At 55.8% G+C, this 25728-nt stretch carries 23 protein-coding genes; 3 read left to right on the top strand and 20 right to left on the bottom strand.

Annotation, left to right across the window (positions count from 1 at the left end):
• Positions 1–8: 8 nt before the first annotated feature.
• The 6 genes from KVG91_RS18280 to kdpF form a co-directional block, all read right to left on the bottom strand.
• A complete protein-coding gene (locus KVG91_RS18280) occupies positions 9–698 on the bottom strand; it encodes a response regulator (RefSeq protein ID WP_169375135.1) in 690 nt (229 codons plus the stop codon).
• A 37-nt stretch (positions 699–735) separates the two neighbouring features.
• Positions 736–3387: a sensor histidine kinase gene (locus tag KVG91_RS18275; RefSeq protein ID WP_169375137.1), complete on the bottom strand. Its 2652-nt coding sequence runs from the start codon at positions 3385–3387 to the stop codon at positions 736–738.
• A gap of 127 nt (positions 3388–3514) precedes the next feature.
• Positions 3515–4060, bottom strand: coding sequence for a potassium-transporting ATPase subunit KdpC (gene kdpC / locus KVG91_RS18270; protein WP_169375139.1), 546 nt, complete (start codon positions 4058–4060; stop codon positions 3515–3517).
• Between the two features lie 99 nt (positions 4061–4159).
• Complete coding sequence (gene kdpB, locus KVG91_RS18265; protein WP_178115029.1) at positions 4160–6217, bottom strand: potassium-transporting ATPase subunit KdpB; 2058 nt, start codon at positions 6215–6217, stop codon at positions 4160–4162.
• Between the two features lie 20 nt (positions 6218–6237).
• Entirely contained in the window at positions 6238–7938 is a 1701-nt protein-coding gene (gene kdpA, locus KVG91_RS18260) for a potassium-transporting ATPase subunit KdpA (RefSeq protein WP_169375143.1), read from the bottom strand.
• 10 nt (positions 7939–7948) lie between these two features.
• The gene (kdpF, locus tag KVG91_RS18255; RefSeq protein ID WP_003218754.1) at positions 7949–8038 is read right to left on the bottom strand and encodes a K(+)-transporting ATPase subunit F; all 90 of its coding nucleotides are present in this window, start codon (positions 8036–8038) and stop codon (positions 7949–7951) included.
• Between the two features lie 411 nt (positions 8039–8449).
• On the opposite strand from kdpF, the gene eat reads away from it, so the two are divergent.
• Both eat and KVG91_RS18245 read left to right on the top strand, forming a co-directional pair.
• Positions 8450–9814, top strand: coding sequence for an ethanolamine permease (gene eat, locus KVG91_RS18250; RefSeq protein ID WP_169375145.1), 1365 nt, complete (start codon positions 8450–8452; stop codon positions 9812–9814).
• A gap of 111 nt (positions 9815–9925) precedes the next feature.
• Positions 9926–10093, top strand: coding sequence for a DUF2897 family protein (locus KVG91_RS18245; RefSeq protein ID WP_003172675.1), 168 nt, complete (start codon positions 9926–9928; stop codon positions 10091–10093).
• An 8-nt stretch (positions 10094–10101) separates the two neighbouring features.
• Here the strand turns inward: KVG91_RS18245 and KVG91_RS18240 are convergent, their stop codons facing one another.
• The 3 genes from KVG91_RS18240 to KVG91_RS18230 all read right to left on the bottom strand — a co-directional run bounded on the left by KVG91_RS18240 (position 10102) and on the right by KVG91_RS18230 (position 12071).
• On the bottom strand, positions 10102–10950 hold the full coding sequence (locus tag KVG91_RS18240) for an urea carboxylase-associated family protein (RefSeq protein WP_169375146.1): 849 nt from the start codon (positions 10948–10950) through the stop codon (positions 10102–10104).
• A gap of 15 nt (positions 10951–10965) precedes the next feature.
• Positions 10966–11610 carry a GntR family transcriptional regulator gene (locus KVG91_RS18235; RefSeq protein ID WP_169375148.1) on the bottom strand — a complete coding sequence of 215 codons (645 nt, stop codon included), beginning with the start codon at positions 11608–11610 and terminating at the stop codon, positions 10966–10968.
• 128 nt (positions 11611–11738) lie between these two features.
• Entirely contained in the window at positions 11739–12071 is a 333-nt protein-coding gene (locus KVG91_RS18230; protein WP_169375150.1) for a ComEA family DNA-binding protein, read from the bottom strand.
• Between the two features lie 582 nt (positions 12072–12653).
• Here KVG91_RS18230 and KVG91_RS18225 point away from each other — a divergent pair.
• Positions 12654–14009: a hypothetical protein gene (locus tag KVG91_RS18225; RefSeq protein ID WP_169375152.1), complete on the top strand. Its 1356-nt coding sequence runs from the start codon at positions 12654–12656 to the stop codon at positions 14007–14009.
• Positions 14010–14129: 120 nt separating this feature from the next.
• Here KVG91_RS18225 and KVG91_RS18220 read toward each other — a convergent pair whose 3' ends face one another.
• From KVG91_RS18220 to KVG91_RS18170, 11 genes are all read right to left on the bottom strand, one after another.
• A complete protein-coding gene (locus KVG91_RS18220; protein WP_169375154.1) occupies positions 14130–14945 on the bottom strand; it encodes a glycosyltransferase family 2 protein in 816 nt (271 codons plus the stop codon).
• Positions 14946–14959: 14 nt separating this feature from the next.
• Positions 14960–15322 carry a DMT family transporter gene (locus KVG91_RS18215; RefSeq protein WP_178115030.1) on the bottom strand — a complete coding sequence of 121 codons (363 nt, stop codon included), beginning with the start codon at positions 15320–15322 and terminating at the stop codon, positions 14960–14962.
• Positions 15319–16155, bottom strand: coding sequence for a sugar phosphate isomerase/epimerase family protein (locus KVG91_RS18210; RefSeq protein ID WP_169375155.1), 837 nt, complete (start codon positions 16153–16155; stop codon positions 15319–15321). Before KVG91_RS18210 ends, KVG91_RS18215 begins: the two co-directional genes overlap by 4 nt.
• On the bottom strand, positions 16152–16934 hold the full coding sequence (locus KVG91_RS18205) for an NAD(P)-dependent oxidoreductase (protein ID WP_169375156.1): 783 nt from the start codon (positions 16932–16934) through the stop codon (positions 16152–16154). Before KVG91_RS18205 ends, KVG91_RS18210 begins: the two co-directional genes overlap by 4 nt.
• A 57-nt stretch (positions 16935–16991) precedes the next feature.
• Positions 16992–18104, bottom strand: a complete 1113-nt coding sequence (locus tag KVG91_RS18200) for an FAD-dependent oxidoreductase (protein WP_169375158.1) — start codon at positions 18102–18104, stop codon at positions 16992–16994.
• Entirely contained in the window at positions 18104–19129 is a 1026-nt protein-coding gene (locus KVG91_RS18195) for a glycosyltransferase (RefSeq protein ID WP_169375160.1), read from the bottom strand. The genes KVG91_RS18200 and KVG91_RS18195 overlap by 1 nt, the downstream gene beginning before the upstream one ends.
• Positions 19130–19344: 215 nt before the next feature.
• Entirely contained in the window at positions 19345–21339 is a 1995-nt protein-coding gene (locus tag KVG91_RS18190; RefSeq protein ID WP_169375161.1) for a polysaccharide biosynthesis protein, read from the bottom strand.
• Positions 21340–21441: 102 nt separating this feature from the next.
• On the bottom strand, positions 21442–22467 hold the full coding sequence (locus KVG91_RS18185) for an MraY family glycosyltransferase (protein ID WP_169375163.1): 1026 nt from the start codon (positions 22465–22467) through the stop codon (positions 21442–21444).
• Positions 22467–23426, bottom strand: a complete 960-nt coding sequence (locus KVG91_RS18180) for a UDP-glucose 4-epimerase family protein (protein ID WP_169375165.1) — start codon at positions 23424–23426, stop codon at positions 22467–22469. Before KVG91_RS18180 ends, KVG91_RS18185 begins: the two co-directional genes overlap by 1 nt.
• A gap of 76 nt (positions 23427–23502) precedes the next feature.
• On the bottom strand, positions 23503–24645 hold the full coding sequence (locus KVG91_RS18175; protein ID WP_169375167.1) for a glycosyltransferase: 1143 nt from the start codon (positions 24643–24645) through the stop codon (positions 23503–23505).
• Positions 24638–25639: an NAD-dependent epimerase/dehydratase family protein gene (locus KVG91_RS18170; protein WP_169375169.1), complete on the bottom strand. Its 1002-nt coding sequence runs from the start codon at positions 25637–25639 to the stop codon at positions 24638–24640. The genes KVG91_RS18175 and KVG91_RS18170 overlap by 8 nt, the downstream gene beginning before the upstream one ends.
• Positions 25640–25728: the final 89 nt, after the last annotated feature.

The following is a 25728-nucleotide window of genomic DNA, read 5'->3' as shown; positions in this document are numbered from 1 at the left end:
AGCCCCACTCAGGCACTTAACAACCGATACCCCACCCCCGCCTCGGTCACGATAAACCGCGGCTGCGTCGGATCATCCGCCAGTTTCTGCCGCAGATGCCCCACCACAATGCGCAGATAGTGGCTGTCCTCGGTATGGGTCGGCCCCCAGATGTCCTTGAGCAATTGTTGCTGCGTAATCACTCGCCCTGGGTGCCGAGCGAGCTGTGCGAGCACGGCGTACTCCTTGCGTGTCAGCGCCACTTCGGCACCGTCCAGCAGCACCCGGCGATAGGCCAGGTCCACCGTCAAGGGGCCAAACCGCAAGGCCGCTTCCTGGGCTTCACCGGCCGGCGCCTGGCGCAGCAACGCGCGCACCCGGGCCAGGAATTCCTGAATGCCAAAAGGCTTGGTCACGTAGTCATTGGCGCCGCCGTCGAGGGCCTCGACCTTTTGCCCTTCGCTGGCCCGTACCGACAGCACCAGCACCGGCACCGTCGACCATTCGCGAAATTCGCGCAGCACCTGCTGGCCATCCATGTCCGGCAGGCCAAGGTCGAGCACCAGCAGGTCCGGCTTGCTCAGTGCGGCTTGGGCCAACCCTTCGGTGCCAGTGCCGGCTTCGATCACCTTGTAGCCTTGGGAGGCCAGGCTGATGCGCAAGAATTTGCGGATCTGCGGTTCGTCATCAATGACCAAAATCGTCGCGGTCTGGCTCATGGTGTTCCATCAAAATCCGTGAAGAACCCAGGGTAGCTCATGCCTCGCGCTCCAGGCCAGGCTGGGTCGGCAACGGCAGGAACAACGTGATGCAGGTGCCGCGCCCGTCAATGCCGTCGGCCACGCGGATATGCCCACCGTGGGCACCGACCATGCCCTGGCAGATCGCCAGGCCCAGGCCGGTGCCCTGCCCGCCCCGGTCGCCTCGCGCAGCGGTGTAGAACATATCGAAGATCTTCGCGCGCTCGTCCTCCGGAATGCCCGGCCCCTCGTCGGCCACCGCGAAGAACAACTGATCTTCGCTGACGCCGGCGCTCAGTTGCAGGCGGCCCTGCAGCGGCGAAAACCGTGCGGCGTTTTCCAGCACATTGACCAGTGCCTGCTCGATCAACGCGGCATGCACATACAACAACGGCAACTCAGGCGGCACGTCGGTACTCACCCGCAACGGCGCCAGCACCGCGCGCAGGCGGCCGAGGGCGCTGCCGACGATATCACCCGGCGACACCCAATCCCGCGCCAATTTCAACGCGCCATGGCCAAGGCGGGTCATGTCGAGCAAGTTCTGGATATAGCGGTCCAGACGCTCGGCCTCATCGCGGGTGCCTTCAAGCAGCTCGCGGCGATCTTCCAACGGAATGGCTTCGCCAAGGGCCAGCAGGCTGTCGATGCTGCCGCGCATGGAGGTCAGCGGCGTGCGCAAATCGTGGGATACCGAGGCCAGTAAAGCGCTGCGCAGTTGCTCGGTTTCACCGTGCAGCCGTGCCGACTCCAGCTCCTGGGCCAGCTGCGCGCGTGCCAGCGCCTGGGCCAGAGGTTGGCTCAAGGCCGTCAGCAAGCGACGGCGCTGGCCGCTCAACTCCAGGCCGGGTTTGGGACTGACACCGAGCAAACCCATCGGCCCCTCTTCGCCCGACAGCGGCCACCACCACCAACGCCCGAGCGGCAAGGTACCGGTGCCCTTGCCCGCCGGCTGGTCATGTTGCCAGGCCCAATCGGCGGCGGCGCGCTCGGCGTCGGTGAGGGTCAGCGGGCCGCCGGTCTCGATCGTCCAGCCGCCCTGGCCGTCGCGATTGACCAGGCACAGGTCCAGGTCGCTCCAGCCTTCCAAGTGATGGGCTGCGGCGCTGACGACCGCCTGCCGGTCGGTAGCGGCGGTGAGTTTGCGTGACAGGTCGAGCAGTTCGCTGGTTTCTTCCTGAGTGTCGCGCAACGCCTGCAACTGACGACGCTGGCGGGCGGCGAGGTTGCCGGTCAACGCCGCCATGAGCAGGAAGAACAGCAGGGTCAGTACATCTTCTTCGCGCTGGATGGCGAAGGAAAAATTCGGCGGGATAAACAGGAAGTCATAGGTCATGAACGACAACGCCGCGCACACCAGCGACGGCCCCAGGCTGCTGCGCACCGCCACCAGCAAAACGGCCGCCAGAAACACCAGCGAGATATTCGGCAGCGGCAAGACGCTGGACACCGCCCAGGCCACCGCCGCCGCAACCACCGTCGCCAGCACCGCCAGCCCATAGTCGAACCACACCAGCCCACGCACCTGCGGCATGCGTGGCGGTGCGGGAGTATCATCGCTGTCGAGGACGTTGATTTCCAGGCCGCGCGCACTGCGCAGCAACCGCGCGGCCAGGCCGCCACCGAACAGCCGACGCCGCCAACCCATCCTCGACTGCCCCACCAGCAGCAGGCTGGCGCGACGTTCGCGCGCATGCTGGATCAGCGTCTTGGCGACCTCCCCCGCGCGCAGCAACACCACCTCGCCGCCCAGGCGTTCGGCCAACTGCTGGGCAGCTTGCAGGCGCGACCGCGACTGTTCATCCCGTGCACGGCCGTTATCGATATGCACCAGGCTCCACGGCAAATGCCGGCGCTGGGCGACGCGGCTGGCGTGGCGCACCAGGCGCTCGGCCTGCGCATCGCCGTCCACCCCGACCAGCAAGCGTCCGCGCACCGCCGGCGCGGCCTGGCCGAGTTGGCGGTAACCTTGGGCCAAATCGTCATCGACATGAGCGGCGGCGGTTTGCATCGCCAACTCGCGCAAGGCCATGAGGTTGGTCTGGGTAAAGAATGCATCGATGGCCGCGCGGGCCTGTTCCGGCACGTAGACCTTGCCGTCGCGCAGGCGCTCGAGCAACTCGCGGGACGGCAGGTCGATCAGCAGCAGTTCGTCGGCTTCCTGCAGCACCCAGTCCGGCAAGGTTTCGCGCACCTGTACGCCAGTGATGCCGCGCACCTGGTCGTTGAGGCTTTCCAGGTGCTGGACGTTGACGGTGGTGAATACGTTAATGCCGGCGGCGAGCAATTCCTGGATGTCTTGCCAGCGCTTTTCGTGGCGGCTGCCGGGGGCGTTGCTGTGCGCCAGTTCGTCGACCAGCACCAGCTTGGGCTTGGCAGCGAGCAGGCCGTCGAGGTCCATTTCTTCGAGCAACACGCCACGGTATTCACTGCGCAGCAAGGGTTGCTGCGGCAGGCCGCTGAGCAAGGCTTCGGTTTCGGCGCGGCCGTGGGTCTCGACCACGCCGGCAACCAATTTGACGCCCTGGCGCAGTTGCGCATGGGCGGCCTGGAGCATGGCGTAGGTCTTGCCCACGCCCGGCGCGGCGCCGAGGAAGACTTTGAGCCGGCCACGGCCGTTGCGGGGCAGATCGGCTAACAGGGCATCGGCGCGGCCGGAGTCGCTCATGCTGTGGGGTTCCTTCAGGTGTTTATATGGAGTCTTTGATGCCGCCATCGCGGGCAAGCCCGGCTCCCACAGTTGGAATGCATTTCCTTGTGGGAGCCGGGCTTGCCCGCGATGGCGGTGTCACTGCCTACAACTGTTCCAAAGCCATGTTCAGCGCCAGCACATTCACCACCGGCGGCCCCACCAGCGGGCTTTCGATATGCTCATCGAGCAACCGTTGCAAGCTCGACACCGGCACATTCCGCGCCGCAGCCACCCGCGCCAGTTGATAGGCAATCGCCTGCGGTGGCAAGTGTGGATCAAGACCGCTGCCGGAGGTAGTCAGCGATGCCAGGGGCACCGGACCCTGGCTGGGCACTAACTGTTTGTGCGCGTCATCGAACACGCGTGTGGCCAGCGCCGGGTTGCTGGGCCCCAGGTTACTGGCGCTGCTGGAAACCGTCGCAAAAGCGCCGGCCGATGGGCGCGGGTGGAACCAGCCGTCACCGGTGAAGTCCTGGGCGATCAGGCTGGAGCCACGCACTTTGCCGCTGGCATCGCGTACCAGGCTGCCATTGGCCTGGTCCGGGAAAGCGACTTGGGCGACGCTGGTCACCACCAGTGGGTAGGCGACGCCGGTGATCAGGGTCATGAGCACCAGCAGGCTCAGGGCCGGGCGGATGATGTTGGACATTTTGGATTCCTCAATGGATTGGGTGCATCGCTGTATTGCAATGGGGCTGCTTCGCAGCCCAGCGCGGGGCGAGCCCGCTCACTACAAAGAACGGTTGGGTTACACCAGATGCAGCGCGGTCAGCAGCATGTCGATCGCCTTGATGCCCACGAACGGCACCACAAGCCCGCCCAGCCCGTAGATCAGCAGGTTGCGCCGCAGCAACGCCGCCGCACTCGCCGCCTGCACGCGCACACCGCGCAGCGCCAGTGGGATCAGCACCACAATGATCAGCGCGTTGAACACGATGGCCGAGAGGATCGCGCTCTGTGGGCTCTGCAAATGCATCACGTTGAGCACGCCCAGTTGCGGGTAGATCGAGGCGAACAGCGCCGGCAGGATGGCGAAGTACTTGGCCACGTCGTTGGCGATGGAAAAGGTGGTCAGCGCGCCGCGCGTCACCAGCAACTCCTTGCCGATCTGCACCACGTCCAGCAGCTTGGTCGGGTCGCTGTCGAGGTCGACCATGTTGGCGGCTTCGCGAGCGGCCTGGGTGCCGTCGTTCATCGCCATGCCCACGTCAGCCTGGGCCAGCGCCGGGGCGTCGTTGGCGCCGTCGCCGCACATCGCCACCAGGCGACCGTCATTTTGCTCATGACGAATGCGCGCGAGTTTTTTCTCCGGTGTGGCTTCGGCCAGCACGTCATCCACACCGGCTTCGGCAGCAATCGCGGCAGCGGTCAGCGGGTTGTCACCGGTGACCATCACAGTACGAATACCCAGTTTGCGCAGCTCGGCAAAGCGCTCGCGGATGCCGGGCTTGACCACGTCCTTCAGATGGATCGCACCGAGCAACTTGCCATCGGCACACACCAGCAACGGCGTGCCGCCGCTCTGGGCGATCTTGTCGATTTCCCGCGACAGTGCCGGTAAAAGGTCGCGGCGTTGTTGGCCGATAAACGCCAGCAATGAATCCACCGCGCCTTTGCGAAATACACGGCCCTGGTAATCGACACCGGACAAACGGGTCTCGGCACTGAACGGCACGACCGTCAACTCATCCGCCGAGGGCTCGGCCTGTGGATGCAACGCGCGCAGGTATTCGACGATGGATTTACCTTCCGCCGTGTCATCCCCCAGGGAGGCAAACAGCGCGCCTTCGGCCACTTCCTTGCCACTCACGCCCGGCGCCGCGACCACCGCCGTGCAGCGACGGTTACCAAAGGTGATGGTGCCGGTCTTGTCCAGCAGCAACACATGCACGTCACCCGCCGCCTCGACGGCACGCCCGGACTTGGCGATCACGTTGAGGCGCACCAGGCGGTCCATGCCGGCGATGCCGATGGCCGACAACAAGCCGCCGATGGTGGTAGGAATCAGCGTCACCAGCAGTGCGACCAGGAACACCAGGGGCAAGCTGCCATCGGCGAAGTGGGCGAACGGTTGCAGGGTCACCACCACCAGCAGGAAGATCAGCGTCAGGCCGATCAGCAGGATATCCAGCGCGACTTCGTTGGGGGTTTTCTGGCGTTTGGCGCCTTCCACCAGGGCGATCATGCGGTCCAGCGTGGACTCACCGGGGTTGGCGGTGATGCGGATCAGCAGCCAGTCCGACACCAGGCGAGTGTTGCCGGTGACCGCCGAACGATCACCGCCGGATTCACGGATGACCGGTGCGGACTCACCCGTGATGGCGGCCTCGTTGACCGCCGCGATCCCTTCGATGACTTCGCCGTCACCGGGGATCATTTCCCCGGCGGCGACGCGCACCACATCGCCTTTGCGCAGGCTGGTGGCCGGTACGACCTTGAAGCTGCCGTCGCCTTCCTTGCGACGTGCGCTCAGGCCTTCACTGCCGGCCTTGAGGCTGTCGGCGCGCGCCTTGCCACGCCCTTCGGCCAAGGCTTCGGCGAAGTTGGCGAACAGCACGGTGAACCACAGCCACACGGCGATCTGCACAGCGACAGAGGTCGGCACGGCGGTATCAGGCACAAAGCACAGCACTGTGGTGAGAATGGCGGTCAGCTCGACCACCAGCATCACCGGCGAGCGCTGCAACTGGCGCGGGTCCAGCTTGACGAACGCCTGGACCAGCGCCGGGCGCCACAGGGCGGAGACGGCAGTTTTGGCGGGCTCCCGGGTTTGCACCGGAGCGGCATTTTTTGCAGGCATATTCATTTTCATATCCCCTTGGCTCTTCATTTAGAGGCAGCCATGCTCAGATGTTCAGCAATGGGGCCCAGCGCCAGCGTCGGCAGGAAAGTCAGGCCGCCCACCAGCAAAATGGTCACGGTCAACAGGGTCACGAACAGCGGACCATGGGTCGGGAAGCTGTTCTGGCCGATGGGTGCGCCCTTCTTCATCGCCAGGCTGCCGGCCAGGGCCAGTACCGGGAGGATGTAGCCGAAGCGGCCGATCAACATGCCCAGGCCCAGCATCAGGTTGTGGAACGGCGTGTTGGCGCTGAAACCGCCGAACGCCGAGCCGTTGTTGGCACTGGCCGAGGTGTAGGCGTAGAGCAACTGGCTGAAGCCATGGGGCCCAGGGTTACTGATGGCGCCGGCCGGGCCAGGCAGGCTGGCGGCGATGGCACCGAGCACGAGCACGCCAACCGGCATCACCAGCAGGGTCACCACCAGCAGTTGCACTTCCTTGGCCTGCAGCTTCTTGCCCAAGTATTCCGGGGTACGCCCGATCATCAGGCCGGCGAGGAACACCGCAATCAACACATTGAGCAACATGCCGTACATGCCGGCACCGACGCCGCCGAAGATCACTTCGCCGACCATCATGTTGACCATCGCCACCATGCCGCTGAGGGGGCTGAGGCTGTCCTGCATGCCGTTGACCGAACCGTTGGACGCCGCCGTCGTGGTCACCGACCACAGCACGGTGCCGGTGGTGCCGAAGCGCGCTTCCTTGCCTTCCAGCGGCGCGGTTTGCTCCACGGCCGGGTTGTTCAGGGTCGGGTTGGGCTGGTATTCGGACCACAGCGAGGTCGCGCCGCCGATCAGGAACAGCGCCAGCATGCAGCCAAGAATGGCGCGGCTCTGGCGCAGGTCCTTGACGTAATGGCCGAAGGTAAACACCAGCGCCACCGGGATCAGGATGATCGAGGCCACTTCAAACAGGTTGGCCCAGGCCGTCGGGTCTTCAAACGGATGCGCCGAGTTGACGCCGAAGAAGCCACCGCCGTTGGTGCCCAATTGCTTGATCGCAATCTGGCTGGCCGCCGGGCCCAGGGGGATCACCTGATCAACGCCTTGCATTGTCACGGCATCAACGTAATGGGCGAAGGTTTGCGGTACGCCCTGCCACACTAGGAACAGCGCGAGCACCAGGCACAACGGCAACAGCCCGTAGAGGGTGGCGCGGGTCATATCGACCCAGAAGTTACCCAATGTCTGGGCGGATTTGCGACCGATCCCACGGCATAACGCGACCAGCACTGCAAGACCGGTGGCCGCACTGACGAAGTTCTGCACGGTCAAGCCGGCCATCTGGCTGAGGTAGCTCAGGGACGCTTCACCGCTGTAGGACTGCCAGTTGGTGTTGGTCATGAAACTGACCGCCGTGTTGAAGGCCAGCGTCCATTCCTGGCCCGGCAACTTCTGCGGGTTCAGTGGCAGATAGTCTTGGAACAACAGGATCGCAAACAACAGCAAAAAGCCCGCGAGGTTGAACGCGAGCAACGCCAGCATGTACTTCTGCCAGCTTTGTTCCTGATGCTCGCTCACGCCGGACAGGCGATAACAGGCTTTTTCCACAGGGCCCAGCACCGGGGTGAGCCAGGTGCGCTGCCCCTCCATCACCTTGTAGTAGAACCGCCCAAGGAACGGCGCTGGCACCAGCACCACCGCGAAGAAGGCGATGATCAGCCAATAGTCATAACTGTGCATGGCCCAGCTCCTAGTTCCGATCCGCGCGTAACAGCGCAACCAGCAGATAAATGAACAGCGCCACGGCCAATAGCAGTGACACCCCGTCCAGAACACTCATGGAAGTCTCTCCGTTCAGCGGCGAGTGCCGCGTGTGGGGCAATTGTCCGCAGGAGTGGTGTAAAGGAACGAGAGCGAGGGAGCGGGCGGGGCGTAAAGACGGCGTAAAGAGTGGGTTTATGCGGGGTTTACAGGGGGATTTTCAGTGGCTGGTCGGGCGTTATCGCGGGCAAGCCCGGCTCCCACATTTTGATCCGCGTTCGGCATGACAACTCGGTCAAGTGTGGGAGCGGGCTTGCCCGCGATGAGGCCCGCCCAGCCAACACCGCACCCAACTGGTGCAACCCCGCCGATATTCAAACGCCAAACCATCCCCCAGACGACGCTTGCTCCGCTTTACGACACCGATTCCCAGCCTGGCATGCCCGCTGCAACACCTTGAATCATTCCAAACCGTTCAGGGAGCAACACAATGAACACACAACTCAAACCCACCTTGGGCACCCTGCACTTATGGGGCATCGCCGTCGGCCTGGTCATTTCCGGCGAATACTTCGGCTGGAGCTATGGCTGGGGCGTGGCCGGGACCTTGGGGTTCCTGGTGACCTCACTGATGGTCGCCGCGATGTACACCTGCTTCATCTTCAGTTTCACCGAGCTGACTACTGCGATTCCTCACGCGGGCGGTCCGTTTGCCTACAGCCGGCGCGCCTTTGGTGAGAAAGGCGGCTTGATCGCCGGCCTCGCGACCCTGATCGAATTCGTCTTTGCGCCCCCCGCCATCGCCCTGGCCATCGGCGCTTACCTGAATGTGCAGTTTCCGGCACTCGACCCCAAGCACGCAGCCGTCGGTGCGTATATCGTGTTCATGGGCCTGAATATCCTCGGCGTCAAACTCGCCGCGACCTTCGAGCTGGTGGTGTGCGTGCTCGCCGTCGCGGAGTTGCTGGTGTTCATGGGCGTCGTCGCGCCCGCCTTCAGCTTCAGCAACTTCGCCCTGAACGGCTGGGCCGGTTCCGACACCTTCGGCGCCCCGGCGATTGCCGGCATGTTTGCCGCGATTCCCTTCGCCATCTGGTTTTTCCTCGCCATCGAAGGCGCGGCCATGGCGGCCGAAGAAGCGAAAGATCCGAAGCGCACCATTCCAAAAGCCTACATCAGCGGCATCTTGACCCTGGTGATCCTGGCCATGGGCGTGATGTTCTTTGCCGGCGGCGTCGGTGACTGGCGCACCCTGTCGAACATCAACGACCCCTTGCCGCAAGCCATGAAAACCGTGGTCGGCGACAGCTCCGGCTGGTTGCACATGCTGGTATGGATCGGCCTGTTCGGCCTGGTGGCGAGTTTCCATGGCATCATTCTCGGCTATTCGCGCCAATTCTTTGCCCTGGCCCGCGCCGGTTACCTGCCGTCTTTTCTCGCCAAACTGTCGCGGTTCCAGACACCGCACCGGGCCATCCTCGCCGGCGGCGTCGTGGGTATCGCCGCCATCTACAGCGACGGCCTGATCAATCTGGGCGGCATGACCCTGACCGCCGCCATGATCACCATGGCGGTATTCGGCGCCATCGTGATGTACATCATGAGCATGCTCAGCCTGTTCAAACTGCGCAAGACCGAACCGCTGCTGGAACGCACCTTCCGCGCGCCCGGCTACCCCATCGTGCCAGGCATTGCCTTGGTGCTGGCGCTGGTGTGCCTAGTCGCCATGGCCTGGTTCAACACACTGATCGGGCTGATCTTCCTGGGCTTCATGGCCGTGGGCTTCGCCTACTTCCAGATGACCGCGCAAGACCGCGCCGATGCACCAGCGGATGCGATGTTGACCGGGCTCTGATCCATTGGAGGCAGAACGGGCCTACACTGAACTAGTAAGAAAGCCCGTCACTCAAAGCAGTCGTTCCCGTGGGAAAGTTCTCCCACGGCAATCTGCCTCAAGGAGAGCCTTATGCCGTGGTACGCGTGGTTGATAATGGTGGTCGCGATCGGTTCGATCGTCGGTGGATTGATGATGCTGCGTGACAGCGCCAACAAAGTGGAACTCACCGACGAACAACGCAAGCGCGTGGCCGAACGCAACGCCCAGGCGGATGCCAAGGACGCGCAGGATCGCTGAGCCTTGGGTTACTCCCAATCCGCCTTGGCGATCTGCAACCCGTGCTGCCCCTTATAGGCAGCACGCTCCGGCTGGCTCCAGCCATTGAGCAACGCCTCTTCCAGCTTGTAGACCTCGACCCCCAGCGGACGGCACACCGTCAACGGGTCCTGCGCGTCCGGCCCCCACATCGGCAGCGACAAATCCCCACCGGGACAGGTCGACAACGCACACAACACATCGATCTCGGCAAAAAACTCCAGGTAATCACCCTTCTGCGCCGGGCAGGCTTTCATGAAATACATGTCGTCATGATTCAAGCCCGTGCACTGGAAAATATTCAGCACGTCATGCACATCGAACTCCGTCAAACCGTGGGGTAAAACCGCCCGTGTCAGGTTCGAATGACAATGATGATGGAAGTCCTCACCGGTCAGCATCCGGTTCACATACGGATCACACCGCGTGCCGAGCAAATCATGCAGACGCCCACCATGCTCATCGATGCCATAACTGGCCAGGCTGTCATCGGTGATCGTCAGCAAAGGCCGCAGAAACGGCAGGTTCGACCACAACCGATCATGGGTGCTCACATGCGCGCCCTGCAACTGACGCGTGCGCGCCGCCCACAAGCGCTCGCGCGGGTCGTTGGCGTTCCACACGTTGAAGTCCCCCACCTGCGGGCCCACCGGCGTAGTCACACGAAACACATGCCCGGCAGGTACTTTCCATGCCCTGCCCGTGCGGATCGGTACTTCGAATTGTTCGATCAGGGTGCGCTGCGCCTTCTGGTCACGAACACGCTCATAAAAGGCCTTGTCGACCTGCAGCGCCGAACCTTTACTGACCTGATATGCGGCAGGATAGTTTTTGAACATGATGCAGATCCTCGATCAAGGGTGAGTAAACAAAGCCAACGACAGGCGCTCCGAATCGTCCAGGTACAGGCTCATCGCCTCCCCCGCCGCAGGCTTATTATTTTCGAGCAGAAGTTGGTAGATCTCACGATCACGCTCCAGCCAAGGCGACTGGAAACGCTGCTCATCGGGCGCCGCACAAAACACCAGGCGCAGTTGCGCGATCACCTGGGCAAAAAACTCGTCGAACAACGGGCTGCGCATCAATCCGACAATCTGCTGATGAAACACCAGACTGTGGGTAGCAACCGCCCGCCAGTCCTCACGCTCACGGGCCAGCGTCGTGGCGTCGATTGCATTCTGCATACCCTCGGATTGATCGTCTGTCAGAGCGCCACTCTGAGCGATAGCCTGCAACTCCAGGGTGCGGCGGACCACAAACAAATCACGCACCTCCTCCCGCTCTAATCGCCGGACCATTACGCCTTTATTGCGCACGTAGCGAGTCAACCCTTCCTGGCCGAGACGGTGCAACGCTTCGCGGATGGTATTGCGTGATGCGTTGTAGGCGTTCACCAGTTCGGCTTCGATCAAAGGCATGCCTGGTAGAAGCCGCCCGCCAATGATGTCGGCGCGCAGTTCCAAGGCGATTTGGTCGGCTAGGGATAGGCTGAGGGTCATGGCTACCTAGTGATTGTTGAACAATCTGTTTGGTAGAGGTAATCACTTTTCGTGCCAAGGCGTTTGAGTTTCAAACGCAGAATCCTGACTTAAAAAAGGCCGGTCAGTGACCGGCCTCCTTGGCTGACTTAATTGAGCACCAGCCTCTCGCGATTCTTTTCCAACAACGCCTTGCCGATCCCCTTCACTTCCAACAACTCATCCACCGCCGTGAATGGGCCATTGCTCTCGCGGTAGGCCACGATCGCTCTGGCTTTCGCGGCACCAATGCCGAACAGGTCACGGCGCAGGGTTTCAGCGTCGGCGGCGTTGAGGTTCACCTTGGCGGGTTGCTCGGCCTTGGCCATTTGGGCGGTGATAGGGGTTGGGGCTTCGGGTTTGATGGACGGGGCTGCGGTGGTGGTGACGGACAGGGTGGTGAGGAAGGCGAAGATGAGGGAGGTGAGGTAAGTGTTTTGCATTTGACGCTCCATGGCATAAGTGGGGGAAAAGCAGCTTTTCCGAAGCTGCTTTTCAAACTTAGGTCATGTTGGAGATTCGTCAAAAATGCTTGGGTTACAGAGTGTTAAATCGTAGCGCCATGATCTTCACATTCAACGATCAAGACTGATCGCCGATGCGGATCTCCGACTTTTCTCTGAAGCTAGGATTCCAAGAGGCAAACTGACGCCAACGTCGAAAGGCCTACCTCTGTCCCAGCCAGCGGATTCCCGAAAACCCACCGTCGACTTCGCTGCGCTGGTCGAGCCGTTATTCGACCCTGTCCTTCTGGTCTCTTTTGAATCGCCATTGCACTCCAGTGAAAATCCCCTGTTGGGGGCTCAACGGCGTCTGCCTTTGGCTCAAACGCTTGGAGACCGAGCGCTGTAAAAGATCTCCTGGCGCGACCGACGAAGCCATTGTGCTGACGGCTTAGGGACGTGAATGGTTGCTCGACGGCTTTGAGGCCGTGTCTGATGCCTGTCAAAACGGAGGGGCACACGGGTAGCCTTACAGCCCGTTCGCGTATGTGAGTAGATATCATTATGATGATAAGTGATAAAATGAAAAGACTCATTTTTCCATTAGAAGGTCAAAGTGTGTATAACCGCTATTTAAATCTGGTTGGTTTGGCGTCGATCATCTTTTCGGTCGTCTCTGTTGCTGCTTTTTATCCAGGCGCGATGACGTGGGATAGTATGGATCAGCTAAGACAAGCCAGAGCAGGCGAATATACTGACTGGCAACCCCCCGCAATGGCTTTTATTTGGAGCCTATTGCTTAATATAAGCGATAGTCCGGGTGGAATGTTGATATTTCACTACACCTTATTGTGGGCCACTGCCTTAATCCTATTTAAATGGTGCATCAGAGAAGAGTACCGTTTTGGTTTTCTGTTCTTGCTTTTACCGATTCTCCCATGGATCTTGAACTTCCAATTCACGATCTGGAAAGATGTTGGCATGGCATACGCCTGGGGACTCGCTATTGCGATATGTATTTATTTCAGGGACCAGAATAAATTCCCGAGAGCCGCAGCCATCTTTGTAATGATTTTATTCGTTTATGGCTCACTCGTTCGCTCGAACTCACTCAGCGCAAGTGCATTCCTAATGCCCTTCCTCGCAATGAGCATATTCAAACTCAATACAATAAAAAGCACTATCGCGTTTATGGTCTTGGGCTGCGCAATCACCATACTGGCACACTTGTCAGTGGGAGCGTTATTGCAGGCAAAGAAAACCAACTCTGTAAGCTACGTCATGTTCGATGATGTAATGGCGCTGAAACTCAGGGCGGTCGACGTACCTCTAAACTTTCTAACCGTTCAGGAAGTGGACGCAATTAGGCACTGTGAATACCTCAACACTCATGAAATCGGGGCTGCCTTTTGCATAAGTGATGAAAAATTCACCTCTATCACCCGTGAGCATTATGCCGCCTTAAAGGCCGCCTGGCTTGAAAGCGTACCTAGCAACCTTTCTGTCTACGCCTCTTTCAGAGTGAATGCATTCTTGAACCTAATTCGCTCCCCGTCGCTACTGCCTTATTATTACAATGAATTCCATGTAAAAAACCCACCATTCACCGTAGGCTCTGAAACTAGGACACCCTCAACAGTTGAGCGTTTAGTAAACGATTTTGTTAATTATTCTGCGCAAGTAGCTCCAAGCTTCTTCAAACCTTACGCTTGGCTTCTGGCTTCAATGATATTGACACTCTATTTCAAAGTCAGCCGTGTCTTTCGCGGCACCTCGCTTTGGTTACTACCCATGTCAGGTCTATCCTATGTATTGGCCTATCTCCCCATAACACCCGCGGCAGACTTAAGGTATGCTTACTGGCTATGCTTCATCACAACTATCTCATTTTTCGCTCTGATAAATATCAAATCTCAAAAAAAGACAAAACCAATATGACTAAAACACTTACAGATCGCAAATCCAGCCGCACCAAATGACTTTTTAAATGCGTCTATTGCCGAATGATGCAGAAGGCAATAGAGGCATCTGAATTCGCATCCAAAAGCTGCGCTGCTTTCAGGGTTGTGGATTATAGCTCCCAAAACACGTCTTGAACAAAACAGACAAAATTGAAAGATTTCCCCTTACGCTACTAATCTTAGTAGGTACCTCTCCTTTTGGATAACGCCTCGCCGTTGCGAGTTCCATACAACGATATCCTAACTTCGGAGCCCGATATGAAAGGTAAGCCAGCAGCTCATATGTTGTAAATATATCGCGAAACGGGGCGATTCTTGGATCCAATAACAGCGCACGGCTGTAGGCACGAAAGCCTTGCGTAGTATCAGTCCAGTTGAACCCTGAAAAAAGACTGAGCATCGGCGCGTGAATAAAGCGAATGGCAAAATCCCGAGACTTGGGCGTATTCTCCGCCACACCGCCCATCACAAAACGCGATGCCTGTACAAAATCTACCCCGCTCTTCAAAGCCTCTATAAATCGTGGGATGGCTTCCGGATCATCTTTATCATTTCCGTCAATGGTGATAATCCCTTCGTACCCTTGATCCAGCGCGAAAGCATAAGCACAACGAAGCTGTGCGCTCAGCTTACCGGCCGCCGTCTTGACCAGAAGCCCCCTCACCTCCACCTCCTGCAAGGCGCGAATGTCCAGCGAGCCGTCGCTCGTACCACCATCGACGATTATAATGTCAGCCCTATCAGAAATATTGAGAACTGCCATTCTGCTCAACATATTCTTGATGCGGTCCCCCTCATTGATTACTGGGATAACCACACACCAGGGATGCCGACGCCCGAGCCATAGAGATACTTCGAAGGATGGAACCTCCCATTTTTCACGCACCGAAACTGGAATATCAGAGGAGCCCATAATTTTGTATGCCTTTAAGCCACTCGAGCGGTAATTAAACCGACTCCAACGATCACCAATAAGATCCCAGCGGCTGTTGTCCAGTAGAAGGGTTCACGGAAAAACACAGCGGAAGACACCGCCACCGTCGCTATCGCTCCGGCAGTCAGAACCGGATGCGCCACATTCAACGGAAGGCGTGCCAAAGCGCCTGCGTAAAGTAAAAAAGCACACCCGTACATTCCCAGGCCTAGCCAAAAAGGCCAATTACCAAGCGCTGCGCCAGGATCGTTGAGGGAGGGAAATTTTCTGGGGGCCATCATTGCCATCTTCACCAAAACACTGGCAGATGCATTGGATAAGATCCCAAGGACCAAGATCAACCATTTGATACTCATATGATGTCCCCCGCCAACGCATCCCGGTAGTGATGGACCGCTACTTGAATAGCTTTCTCAATAGAAACGTCATGTCGTTCATTCTCAGTCGCGACCATTTCGACCGTCACCACGTGATTAGGCAAATATCGATCCAATACCTGTGACATCAACCCGTGAGCAGTTCTGCCTCCCCCCAAGGGTAATAAATCGGGCTCACTAATATGAACATGACCAATCAGAGCCGCAAAGTCTCGCAGAATCACAGAAGGGTCCTCCCCATTGATAGTGAGCGCACCGGTATCCAACTGCATGAATATCGCAGGGTGTGCAACCTCTTTCACAACCTGGGCAGTTTGAACGCTATCAACCATAAAGTTTGCACCATAACAGACAGGGTTTGGTTCCAGACAGATCGTTACACCATAGGTTTGGGCAACATCTCCTAACTGTCGGAAAAAAGGTACCGCAACCTCCAACGCCTGCTGATCATCTAACCCTGCACGATCCCGATTTTTAGGGGAACCAAAGACAATTCGAGTCGCCCCCAGCCCCGAACCTATTCGGCATACCGCAGCCAAGTGCAACTGCAACGCTGCCCGGCTCTCGGATGAGCCAAATACATTCAACCCGGTCGTACCGTATAGAAGTGCTTGCAAACCTGTGACCTCGATCTCTCGATCAGCCCACCACTTTTTAACCCGTGCAATTTCAGCATCGGTAGCTGCAATAGGGTTTTTGAAGTATTTTCCCGGTGCGACATCAATCGCATCAATAGCATAGCGATATAAGAGCGCCGCGATGACCTCGTCTTCCGACACATCCCATGCAATATTTGAAACCGCAAGTCTCATAAAGCCCCGCCCTTGGCCTTAAGCGGTTCCGACTGGGCGTAGAACCTGATAGCTTGGACAGTTTCCCGGTGACTGTACTGATAACGCCCTGACCCTCCAAACACTTCAGCATGTTTGCTTTGGAAGTCGTATTCGGCTGGAGCGGGAGACAACTGATTGGAGAAAAATTGTCCAAACCCGAGCAAAGAAATATCACTTACGCTAATCGGTTCCGACGTCAGGTGAACTAACTTCAGACCCGCCTTAAGTGCGCAGTGAACGTCATACCAAAGATTGACCATAGGATAAAACTGAAACACCCCCCGACTGTCGATAGAACTGACATTGTTATTGTTAAGAAAATCAAAAATGACATTTTTTTGTAATCCTGGCCCGACCAAACCGGGCAAACGAACTACCAAATTATTTGTGAAATTATCTTGAACAAACACCTCCAGCATTCTGCGGTGCAGTCCGTACGCGTGCAGCCCCTCTTCAGCGACAATTGAATCTTCGTCAACACCGAAAGGCTGTTTAAACACATCAACAGTGCTGATCAAGATAAACATCTTACAACTGATGGTTTTCAAGCGAGCGATCAGCATTTCGATTTTTTGAAGGTCGCCTTCGGGATCTTTATTGGCAATCCACTTTTTTGCCGGAGCACCTGCGCACACTACCACGTCAAAATGCCTGTTTTCGATCTCACCGATATTGGTTGATCTATACAGATGTTCAAAGGCGGCTTGCCTAAGCAGTGTACCCCCTACAAACCCTGAGAATCCAATCAGAGCGTCCAATTGAACCTCCGAGACCGGGCGGCTATAGGGCGTAACATGGCGGCAATTGTCAGTGTGTCAAATGACCTCATCCAACTTCTCCAAGACATCATATATATTATCGATTTTACCGCCGAGAACAGAATAACAACCAGGCAGGTCCATATGCTTTTCGAAAAGAATTGGCCGACCATCGTCACTTTCATTTTTATTTAAAATAGTCTTTACCTCAAACAAGGACTCTTTATACTCTGCCTTCAATAGCTCAGGCATATAACGAGCAGCGTCTCTCACCATGCGATCAACTCGGGTTTCCTTATGATAACCCCTTAGTTTTTCGTACGGGTCAATTCCGCGTTGATCACTCCAATGCATGTGAGGAGTATAGCGAACATGCGATAACGTATGCAGTCCACAGGAGGGGAACGGCATCAATGAAAAAAATGGGCCGTCCATGACTGTCACGCCTAATCCGCAGAGTGATTCAGGCATCTGCATCAACGCCATTTCTGTTATCTCCTGCTTGAGTCCACTACATACTCCAGAAAAATCACCAGAAAGCTGATTGAGACCACTGTACGTACAGTTAAAGACAAATTGACTTGTCAGGAGTTCCTGTACGCCTTGCTTGTTGTGTAAGGCCACCTGTAAAGGAATGTCCACGCCTTTTGAAACCGCCGTAACAGAGGTGTCGTAAATAAGTTGAACACCGGCCTGCCTCAACTCTTGCTCCGCCAAACGAGCAAGCTTGGTGGCGTCAAACACATACTCTTTTACAACATATATTTTTTCAATCAACCGAGGCTCAAATAAACCGCGCAATGCCGGGTCAGCCACTCGAATATCAGCGCCGATATCTCGGCAAAACCGCTCAAACTGCTTGGCAGTGACTTTTGAGTTTCGACGAGCAATGGCATAGAGCTTGGTAAAATCCTGCTTCACTGCCGTTGGCCACTCCTGAACGAACTTGGGCAAATTAATTCGGCTTCGATAAGCTGTGGTAAAACTTCGTGGGTAGTGATAGCCATTATGCACCCGCGCCTGATTATTATAAGAGGCACGGGTCATCAAGGCCGGCTCCCGCTCAATGAGTACAACTCGCTTGAGCCCCCTCTGCCTAACAAGATAGACCGCTATCGCTGCACCATAGAAGCCGCCTCCGATGATGATCGCATCATGACCGATTTGCATCACAGCGTACGTTCATTGACGCCAGACTTGGCCACAGATAAATCTGATGTCACCTCCTCTAAGTTCAACTTCTCAAGTCGGGTAATGTGCACGCTGGTGAACTCCTGACCGACGTGATAGAGCGGCCCCTCATTCGACAGGCTTGCCATGTTCAGGATGTACTCACCTAACACCAGCAACACCAACGAAATTAGAAAAAACATTCCTGATAATTGCAAAGAGAAACTAATCCAACCAGGTGCAACATCTGTCTTTAAAATTGCTATGCAAACCACATAGACGCAGTACAGCAAATTGGCAACGGCACCAAACAGAGAAAGCGAGGTGACAAGCCGCATCGGTGCACGAGTTGTGGATACGAGTAAACGCATGCCTCGATCAATACTATCCCAAAGCCGTTTTGGGGTTGATGCTACTGGCGTGGCACTGTAGTCCAAATAAGCACGTGCGAAGCCACCCGTAGCAGGAAGGTGCCGATAGGTAATCGCTGGCTGCGGATGCTGGAGGATGAAGTTAATGACACTTTTGCTGAGGATTCGGTACTGGGGCGCCTCTCTGGCCAGATGCACACCATTAAACCGATTGTAAAGACTGTGGAAAGCAGTATTCGCCCAACGGTAAGCCAAGCTTTGCTTGGGCTTTTGTGCGTTGTTGGCAAATACGACATCTGCCCCACTGACGGCATGATCAAGCATTTGAGGAATGAATCGTATGTCATCAGCCATAGGGTCAATCACAGCAACGAAGTCACCGAGTGCGTTTTCCAAGCCTACCCAGAATGCAGTGTCTACATCTACTTCCTTGGTCAACGCATAAACCTGCAAATTCGCCAATCCGATCTCGCTGGTGAGCCTCTTCAGTACGCGAATACTGTCGTCATCTGAAGCGTTGTCTACCACAATCAATTCGTAATCACTGACAATGGATGCGATAGCAGATGCAGCCTCGCAAAGGATCTGTTCGATACCATCAGCTCTATTACGGATGACGAAGACCACAGATAAAAAACAAGGGAAAAACGTCATCAGGCACTCTCTTGAAAAATAATTGCTCCGGGCAAAATAAAATCTTAGGTAATGAGCCCGATAAAAGACCACACCCTATGATTCGAGCGCCCCCCAGCACTGTCTCACGAAAAGCTGCAGAGAGAGATTATAGTTGGATCGAAAGGCGGTAACGCTTGACTACCGCATTTTCATCACATGACGCCTGGGCGCCCGTTAACCAATACATTTGAGCTTTAGGGATCGAGGCGGCGTTGCTGATAGATCCAATCGACGATCTCGCCGTCCGGAGTGTAACCACTGACGGTATCGCGCAGCAATTGGCGAACGCGCGCGTAATCATCTTCCTCTACAGCAGCCAGAAGCTCAGCCAACTTGTCCTTGAGCACATCCCACGTAAGATAGTCTTCGTTAGCGCTCATGATCATCGGATGCTGAGTGGCGACCACGTTGTCGCCAATCAATAGCTCTTCATAGAGTTTTTCGCCAGGACGCAGGCCAGAGAACTCGATGGCGATATCACCATGGGGGTTTTTATCAGAACGCACACTCAGGCCTGATAAATGAATCATCTTCTCGGCTAACTCGACGATTTTCACTGGCTCGCCCATGTCCAGCACAAACACATCCCCACCCTGCCCCATGGAACCCGCCTGAATCACCAATTGGGCTGCTTCGGGAATGGTCATGAAATAGCGGGTTATCTTTGGGTGCGTAACCGTTAAAGGTCCACCGGACTTAATCTGTTTATGAAATAGGGGAATGACCGAACCGGAAGAACCCAATACATTACCAAAACGCACCATGGTGAAACGCGTCTTATTGACCCGAGATACGTTCGAATTATCACCGAAGAGTACCGGCGCCAATTCACGACTTAGGGCCTGAAGACTCAATTCGGCAAGGCGCTTTGTGCTACCCATGACATTGGTAGGACGGACAGCCTTATCGGTGGAGATCAGTACGAAGTTCGCCACGCCTGCCTGCAGCGCCGCCTGTGCGGTATTCAGTGTCCCGATCACGTTGTTCAGTACACCTTCGGCGATATTGTGCTCTACCATAGGCACATGCTTGTAGGCGGCGGCGTGGTAGACGGTGTCAACACGCCATGTCTTCATGACATCCAAAAGCTTGGGCTGATTTCGGACCGAACCCAGTATCGGCAATACCTTCACCGGCAATGACTCACGCGTGATGCGTTGCTCGAGCTCCGAGAGAATACTGTAGAGATTGAATTCACTGTGCTCGAACAACAGCAGCGTCATCGGACGCAATGCGAGAATTTGCCGGCAAAGCTCAGAGCCGATAGAACCGCCAGCCCCGGTTACTAAGACGCTCAGCCCTTTGATGCAGTGCTCCAACAGCTCAGATTGGGCGGGGACTGCGTCGCGGCCCAACAGGTCAGCGATGTCCACTTCCTGGATATCATCCACCTTGACTCTACCGCTCGCCAGATCCATGAAGCCGGGCACGCTTCGAACGTGGAGCGGAAAGCCTTCCAGGTAGCCGAGGATTTCCCGCCGACGTCCCCGATTGGAAGAAGGAATCGCCAGCAAGATCTCCTGAGCACCGGTGACGTCGATCATGCGCTGGATGTGCTTAGGCTTGTAAACTTGCAAGCCTGAGATGACGCGGTCGGAAATGCTTGTGTCATCGTCTATGAACGCGACAGGACGCATTACTCGCCCCATGCGTAACGCGGCCACCAACTGATTGCCGGCGGCACCAGCGCCATAAATGGCAACCCGAGGAAGACCATTCTCGCGGCTGGCGAATGGCACATGTTGCGCCGCAGCAAACCAATCACCCAGAAAGTACTGGCGCATCGCCAGACGCAACCCACCCACCATGATCAAACTGAGCCACCAGTAGTTGAAAATGATGGAGCGTGGGACCACCGTTTGGTGGTTGCTGTACCAATACACCAACACGCCAAGGATAAGAGACGATAGGCTTACAGCCTTGATGATGGCGATCAGGGCATCGTTACCAAAGTAACGCATGACTGCACGGTACATCCCAAAACGGACAAATAAAGGAATGGCCACCAAGGGCGCGGCGAGAAACAACCAGGCGTGAGCTTGAAAAGGGTTAACTAGCTCATCCACTCCAAGTCGCACGACGAATGCAAGCCATAATGCGGCCCAGATAACTAAGACGTCAGTGCTTAGTTGAATTAATCGCTTCTTGCGACGTGGCAACCCGACCAAAAAAGCGCGCAATCTGTCCATAGCCCTCTCACCCACGTTAAACTTCCCTCATAGATTTCTTGCCGCATGCATATTCTGCGTTTTTAAGCACATCATGGTTCACAAAAATCAAGCATTTGAAAATTAGCTGACCAAAGGCCGCTCCAGCGCACCCGCCTGAAACTTCACGGCAAGCACGACGAGAGGAAGATACGCCAAAACCAAACCCATCGCGCCGTCCAGCCCAAGATACACAACACACAAAGACATGGGCAGCAGCCAAAACACATTTATACTCGCAACGGCCAACGTCACCGGAAGGTGACGACCGTATCGCCTGCTGGCAAATTGGTAGGCGTGACTGCGATGCGCCTCATACACCTTGTCGCCGCGCAAGAGACGACGAATCAGTGTAAAGGTCGCGTCAACGACAAATACGCCAAGCAAAATCAGCCAGGACCAAAACAACTGAGATGATGCCCAGGCAGCCTGAATCGAGAGCCCTGCCAGAATAACGCCAAGAAAACCGCTCCCCGCATCCCCCATAAATATCCGCGCTGGGGGAAAATTCCACACCAAAAACCCGGTGACGGCAGCTGCTAAGAGTAAAGGCGGCCAGATCAAGTTTTCGAATCCCGTCAACCAGTAGAGCAAACACGCCCCCAGGCATACACTAATAGCTTCAACACTGGCGATACCATCGATACCATCCATAAAGTTATAAAGGTTTAACATCCACACGAGATACAAGGCAGCTGCTAAATGCCCCACCCATTGAAGATCAACCGCCACCCCAAAAAAGTTTACCGGGGGCAGACCGCCCAACCAGGTGAGCGCCCAGATAGCAGCTATGAAATGGCCGAGCAATCGCCATCTGGCAGCAATGTGCCCGTGATCATCCATAAAACCAATCAATGCGACCACCGCGCCGGCGCCGCCCAGTGCGATCACGCCGGACAAAGGAACGAGCTTCGCAATGCCAAATAAAATAAGCATTAGGAGGTAGGTCAGGACGATCGAAACACCGCCCCCGCGAGGGGTGGGAATGGAGTGGGAGCTGCGAGCGTTAGGCACGTCAATGATACTTTTTGCCAATGCGTAACGACGCATTCCTGCCGTGAGCGAAAATGATAAGAGAATAGCTATGAATATCAACCACCACGTGCTCATTAATTATCTCTTTTCATATAATGCGAGGCGGTCAATTTCAATGCTTGATCAACCGATACAGGTGGTATCCAAGACAACAATGAACGTGTTTTTTCAATATCGACCTTCAAAGAGCCGCACAGGCGCTGAGACAGCGCTTTTTTCCCTAGTACGCTAGCGCCGACACTCAGCAGTGTGCTTGGTATAGGCAGCAACAGCGCCCTTTTATCCAAGGCTGCTGCCATTCTGCGAAGCAATTGAGTCGTAGAGAGGTCTTCTCCATCACTCACCAAAAATGTTTGGTTGGCCGCCGATGGATGCGCAGTAGCGACGACGATAAGATCGACAAGATTATCCAGTGCAACCAAACTACGCCTATTATGGATAGCACCAAACGGAAGCGGAATTCCTCTATCCAGCCACCGCATCATATTTAAAAAGTTCGCTTTTACACCGGGCCCGTATACCAATACCGGCCGGATGATGACAACTTCCAAGCCACTTGAGGCAGCGATCTCTCGCAGTCCAGCCTCAGCCTCCATTTTTGAAACACCGTACGGGTCGGCGGGTGCGGGGACATCATCTGCGGTGTAGGCGCGTCCCTGGAACGTTCCTTCACCATTTACCTTGATGGAACTGATAAAAACGAAGCGACGAACCCCGGCAGCCACAGCCTGACGAGCGAGATTCAAGGTCCCCTCGACATTGACCTTCCGAAAAACCGTGAGAGGATCAGAAGCAGTATCGTTCATCACGTGAACGCGCGCAGCTGCATGGACGACCACATCAATTTCTTCAAGGGCCTCAGACCAATCAGTCTCGGGAGAGAGATCACCCACATTGACCTGTTTCACCGCGTCATTGCCGCCGACACCTTGGCGTCGTACAGCGCCGGTCACTTGAACCCCCTGTCTAACGCTCAAAACCTCGACCAATCGATTGCCTACAAACCCGGACGCTCCCGTAACTAATACATGCATCAATAATACCCCAGTGCAAAATTCAGAGCTTTAACTTCCAGCATTGACAGATTAGCTAGAATATGTACTTTTTAAATCAAGCCAACAGCCTATTAATATATAACGACATTTCTTCTATGATTATTGGCTGGGCGAACTCGGTATGCGCTCGGTGGCGGGCGGCCTCAGCTAAGGATCTCCTCAACTCTCTGTCCGAATACAGCTTTACCATCGCATCACTCATCTCATCAATCGCCCCAGGCCGATGAAGAAGACCTGTGACACCTTCTTGAACTGCATCACTTAGACCATATATTCGCGATGCGATAGCAGGCAGGCCTACACCGGCAGCCTGAATGGTTGCCAAACTAAAGCCTTCGCGGTAGCTAGGCAAACTGAAAATGTCGGCCGCCGCCATATAGCCCTCAGGGTCATTGGTGAATCCGATGCGATGGCACCGTCCCTTGAACTTCTCGCTTAACTCAGTAATCACACCTTCAAGACTCTCTTCGTCAGGTCCGACGACCAGAAGGTGGGCGTTGGGAGCGCGCGTGGCGACGGAGGTAAACGCTCGGGCTAAATCGACAATACCTTTAGCGCGGGTCAACCTTGCCATAAACAAAAAAACCAGCGCAGCGTCATCCAGTCCCAGCTCACTGCGAATTCGTGCGCGCGCCACCGCATTCGGTTTAAAGCGCGCCAAGTCCACACCACTGATAGAGCCTTTACCGAGCACTTCTATCTTTGGGGGCTTCACAACATTTTCTTCTATCAAAAAATCACGCTGCGAGGGGCTGTCGGCCAGAAGGTGAGTCGCCGCAAACGCCAGAAGCTGATCAAGTTTCTTCAAGGCAAAGCGTGAAAAACCCTTTTTGGTGTACCACACCTGCCCGGTAAAAATATGAATGCGGCAAGGCACGCGGGCGAAGTAACCCGCCAGCATCGTCAACAGCCCGGACTTGGGCATGATTGACAAAACACAATCGAATCGCTCGACGGAAAAAATTCTAAACAGCCGAATTAAAGACAAAACATCGCTAAACATCGACACTTTGCGTTGGATAGGTAGCGGTATGAATTTTATGCGCTTATCCAAAAAATGATAGATGTCTTCAGACGCAGCATTCGCCATTACGGTGACACTGTAAGTCTCCGCGAGCTTATTGATATGCTCGACCATGAACACCTTCAACGCAACGGGCACCGTAGCCACTACACATATTTTTTGTTGTTTAGTCATTATTAGCCACAATTTTCAAATTTGATTTTTTTACGTATTGACTTAGGAGTGCCGGCATTACTTTTGGTATTGGCGCCTGATATTTAAAACCGATAGTTTCTTCAATTTTTGCTGAGCTATAACCAACTTCTTTTACGAGTTCATTAACGCGATCATCCGTCAGCGGCAATCTGACGAACGGGGAAGCTATTCCCACTAAAAGTCGGACGATACCAACCGGTACTCTCAAGGTTGGCCTTGAAACGTTGTAAGCGTCTGCCATTGAATCAATGACATCGGAAAGCAAGCAATCATTGGACAAAATAAAGATCTGTCCTTTTGCTCTGACGTCGGACGCACACATCACGAGCGCACGGACGACATCATCAACATGAACATACGTCGATACTGCCTTTTTTGACCCTATGTAGAAGAACAGACGCTTTCGCACCATGGCGGATAACTGAAAAAAAGACTGATTGGGCATCTGCGGGCCGACCACGATCGAGGGGCGTATAATCGTGTAGCTGAAAAGCGGCTCGATTTTGGAATAGCTGATCACCAATTCGTCAGAAATAGTTTTCGTGACCTCGTACTCTCCCACTGGCGCAGGAGAGAACGTCTCATCAATAGAAACGGCAGCCTCTGGTCTGGAGAGTGTCCGCTTGCCATATGCACCAGTACTGCTCAACTGGACCCAGTGAAAAGCCTCCCCAGTGAGCTTTATTTTTTCACTGACTGCTTTGAGCAAATTGGCTGTGCCGCGGACATGCAGGTCATACATCAAATCAGTGTCATTGATTTCGCCTGCGCAGTGGTACAGAAGGTTGCAGCCCTCAAGGAAGCCACCAAGCGCGTCATACGGCTGGAGCAAATCACCAGCGAACACCTCGCGCCCAGGCATCGCTGGTTGTTCTCTGCGCGAGAGCATTCTGACCCTATCACCTTGGCTTAAAAGCAAAGCACAAAGCGGGCTGCCGATAAAACCAGTACCTCCAGTTATACAAACGTTCACACGCCACCTCTGAACAGAACTAACAGCTGCCGTCTACTTAAAAATCCACTTGGCGTGGCATTAAAAAATCTGACATTAAGCAAATTGCG

The organism is Pseudomonas azadiae (genome assembly GCF_019145355.1).
GTDB lineage: Bacteria > Pseudomonadota > Gammaproteobacteria > Pseudomonadales > Pseudomonadaceae > Aquipseudomonas > Aquipseudomonas azadiae.
Note: the sequence above shows the minus strand (reverse complement) of the source record. Positions and strands in the feature narration are given on the sequence as shown.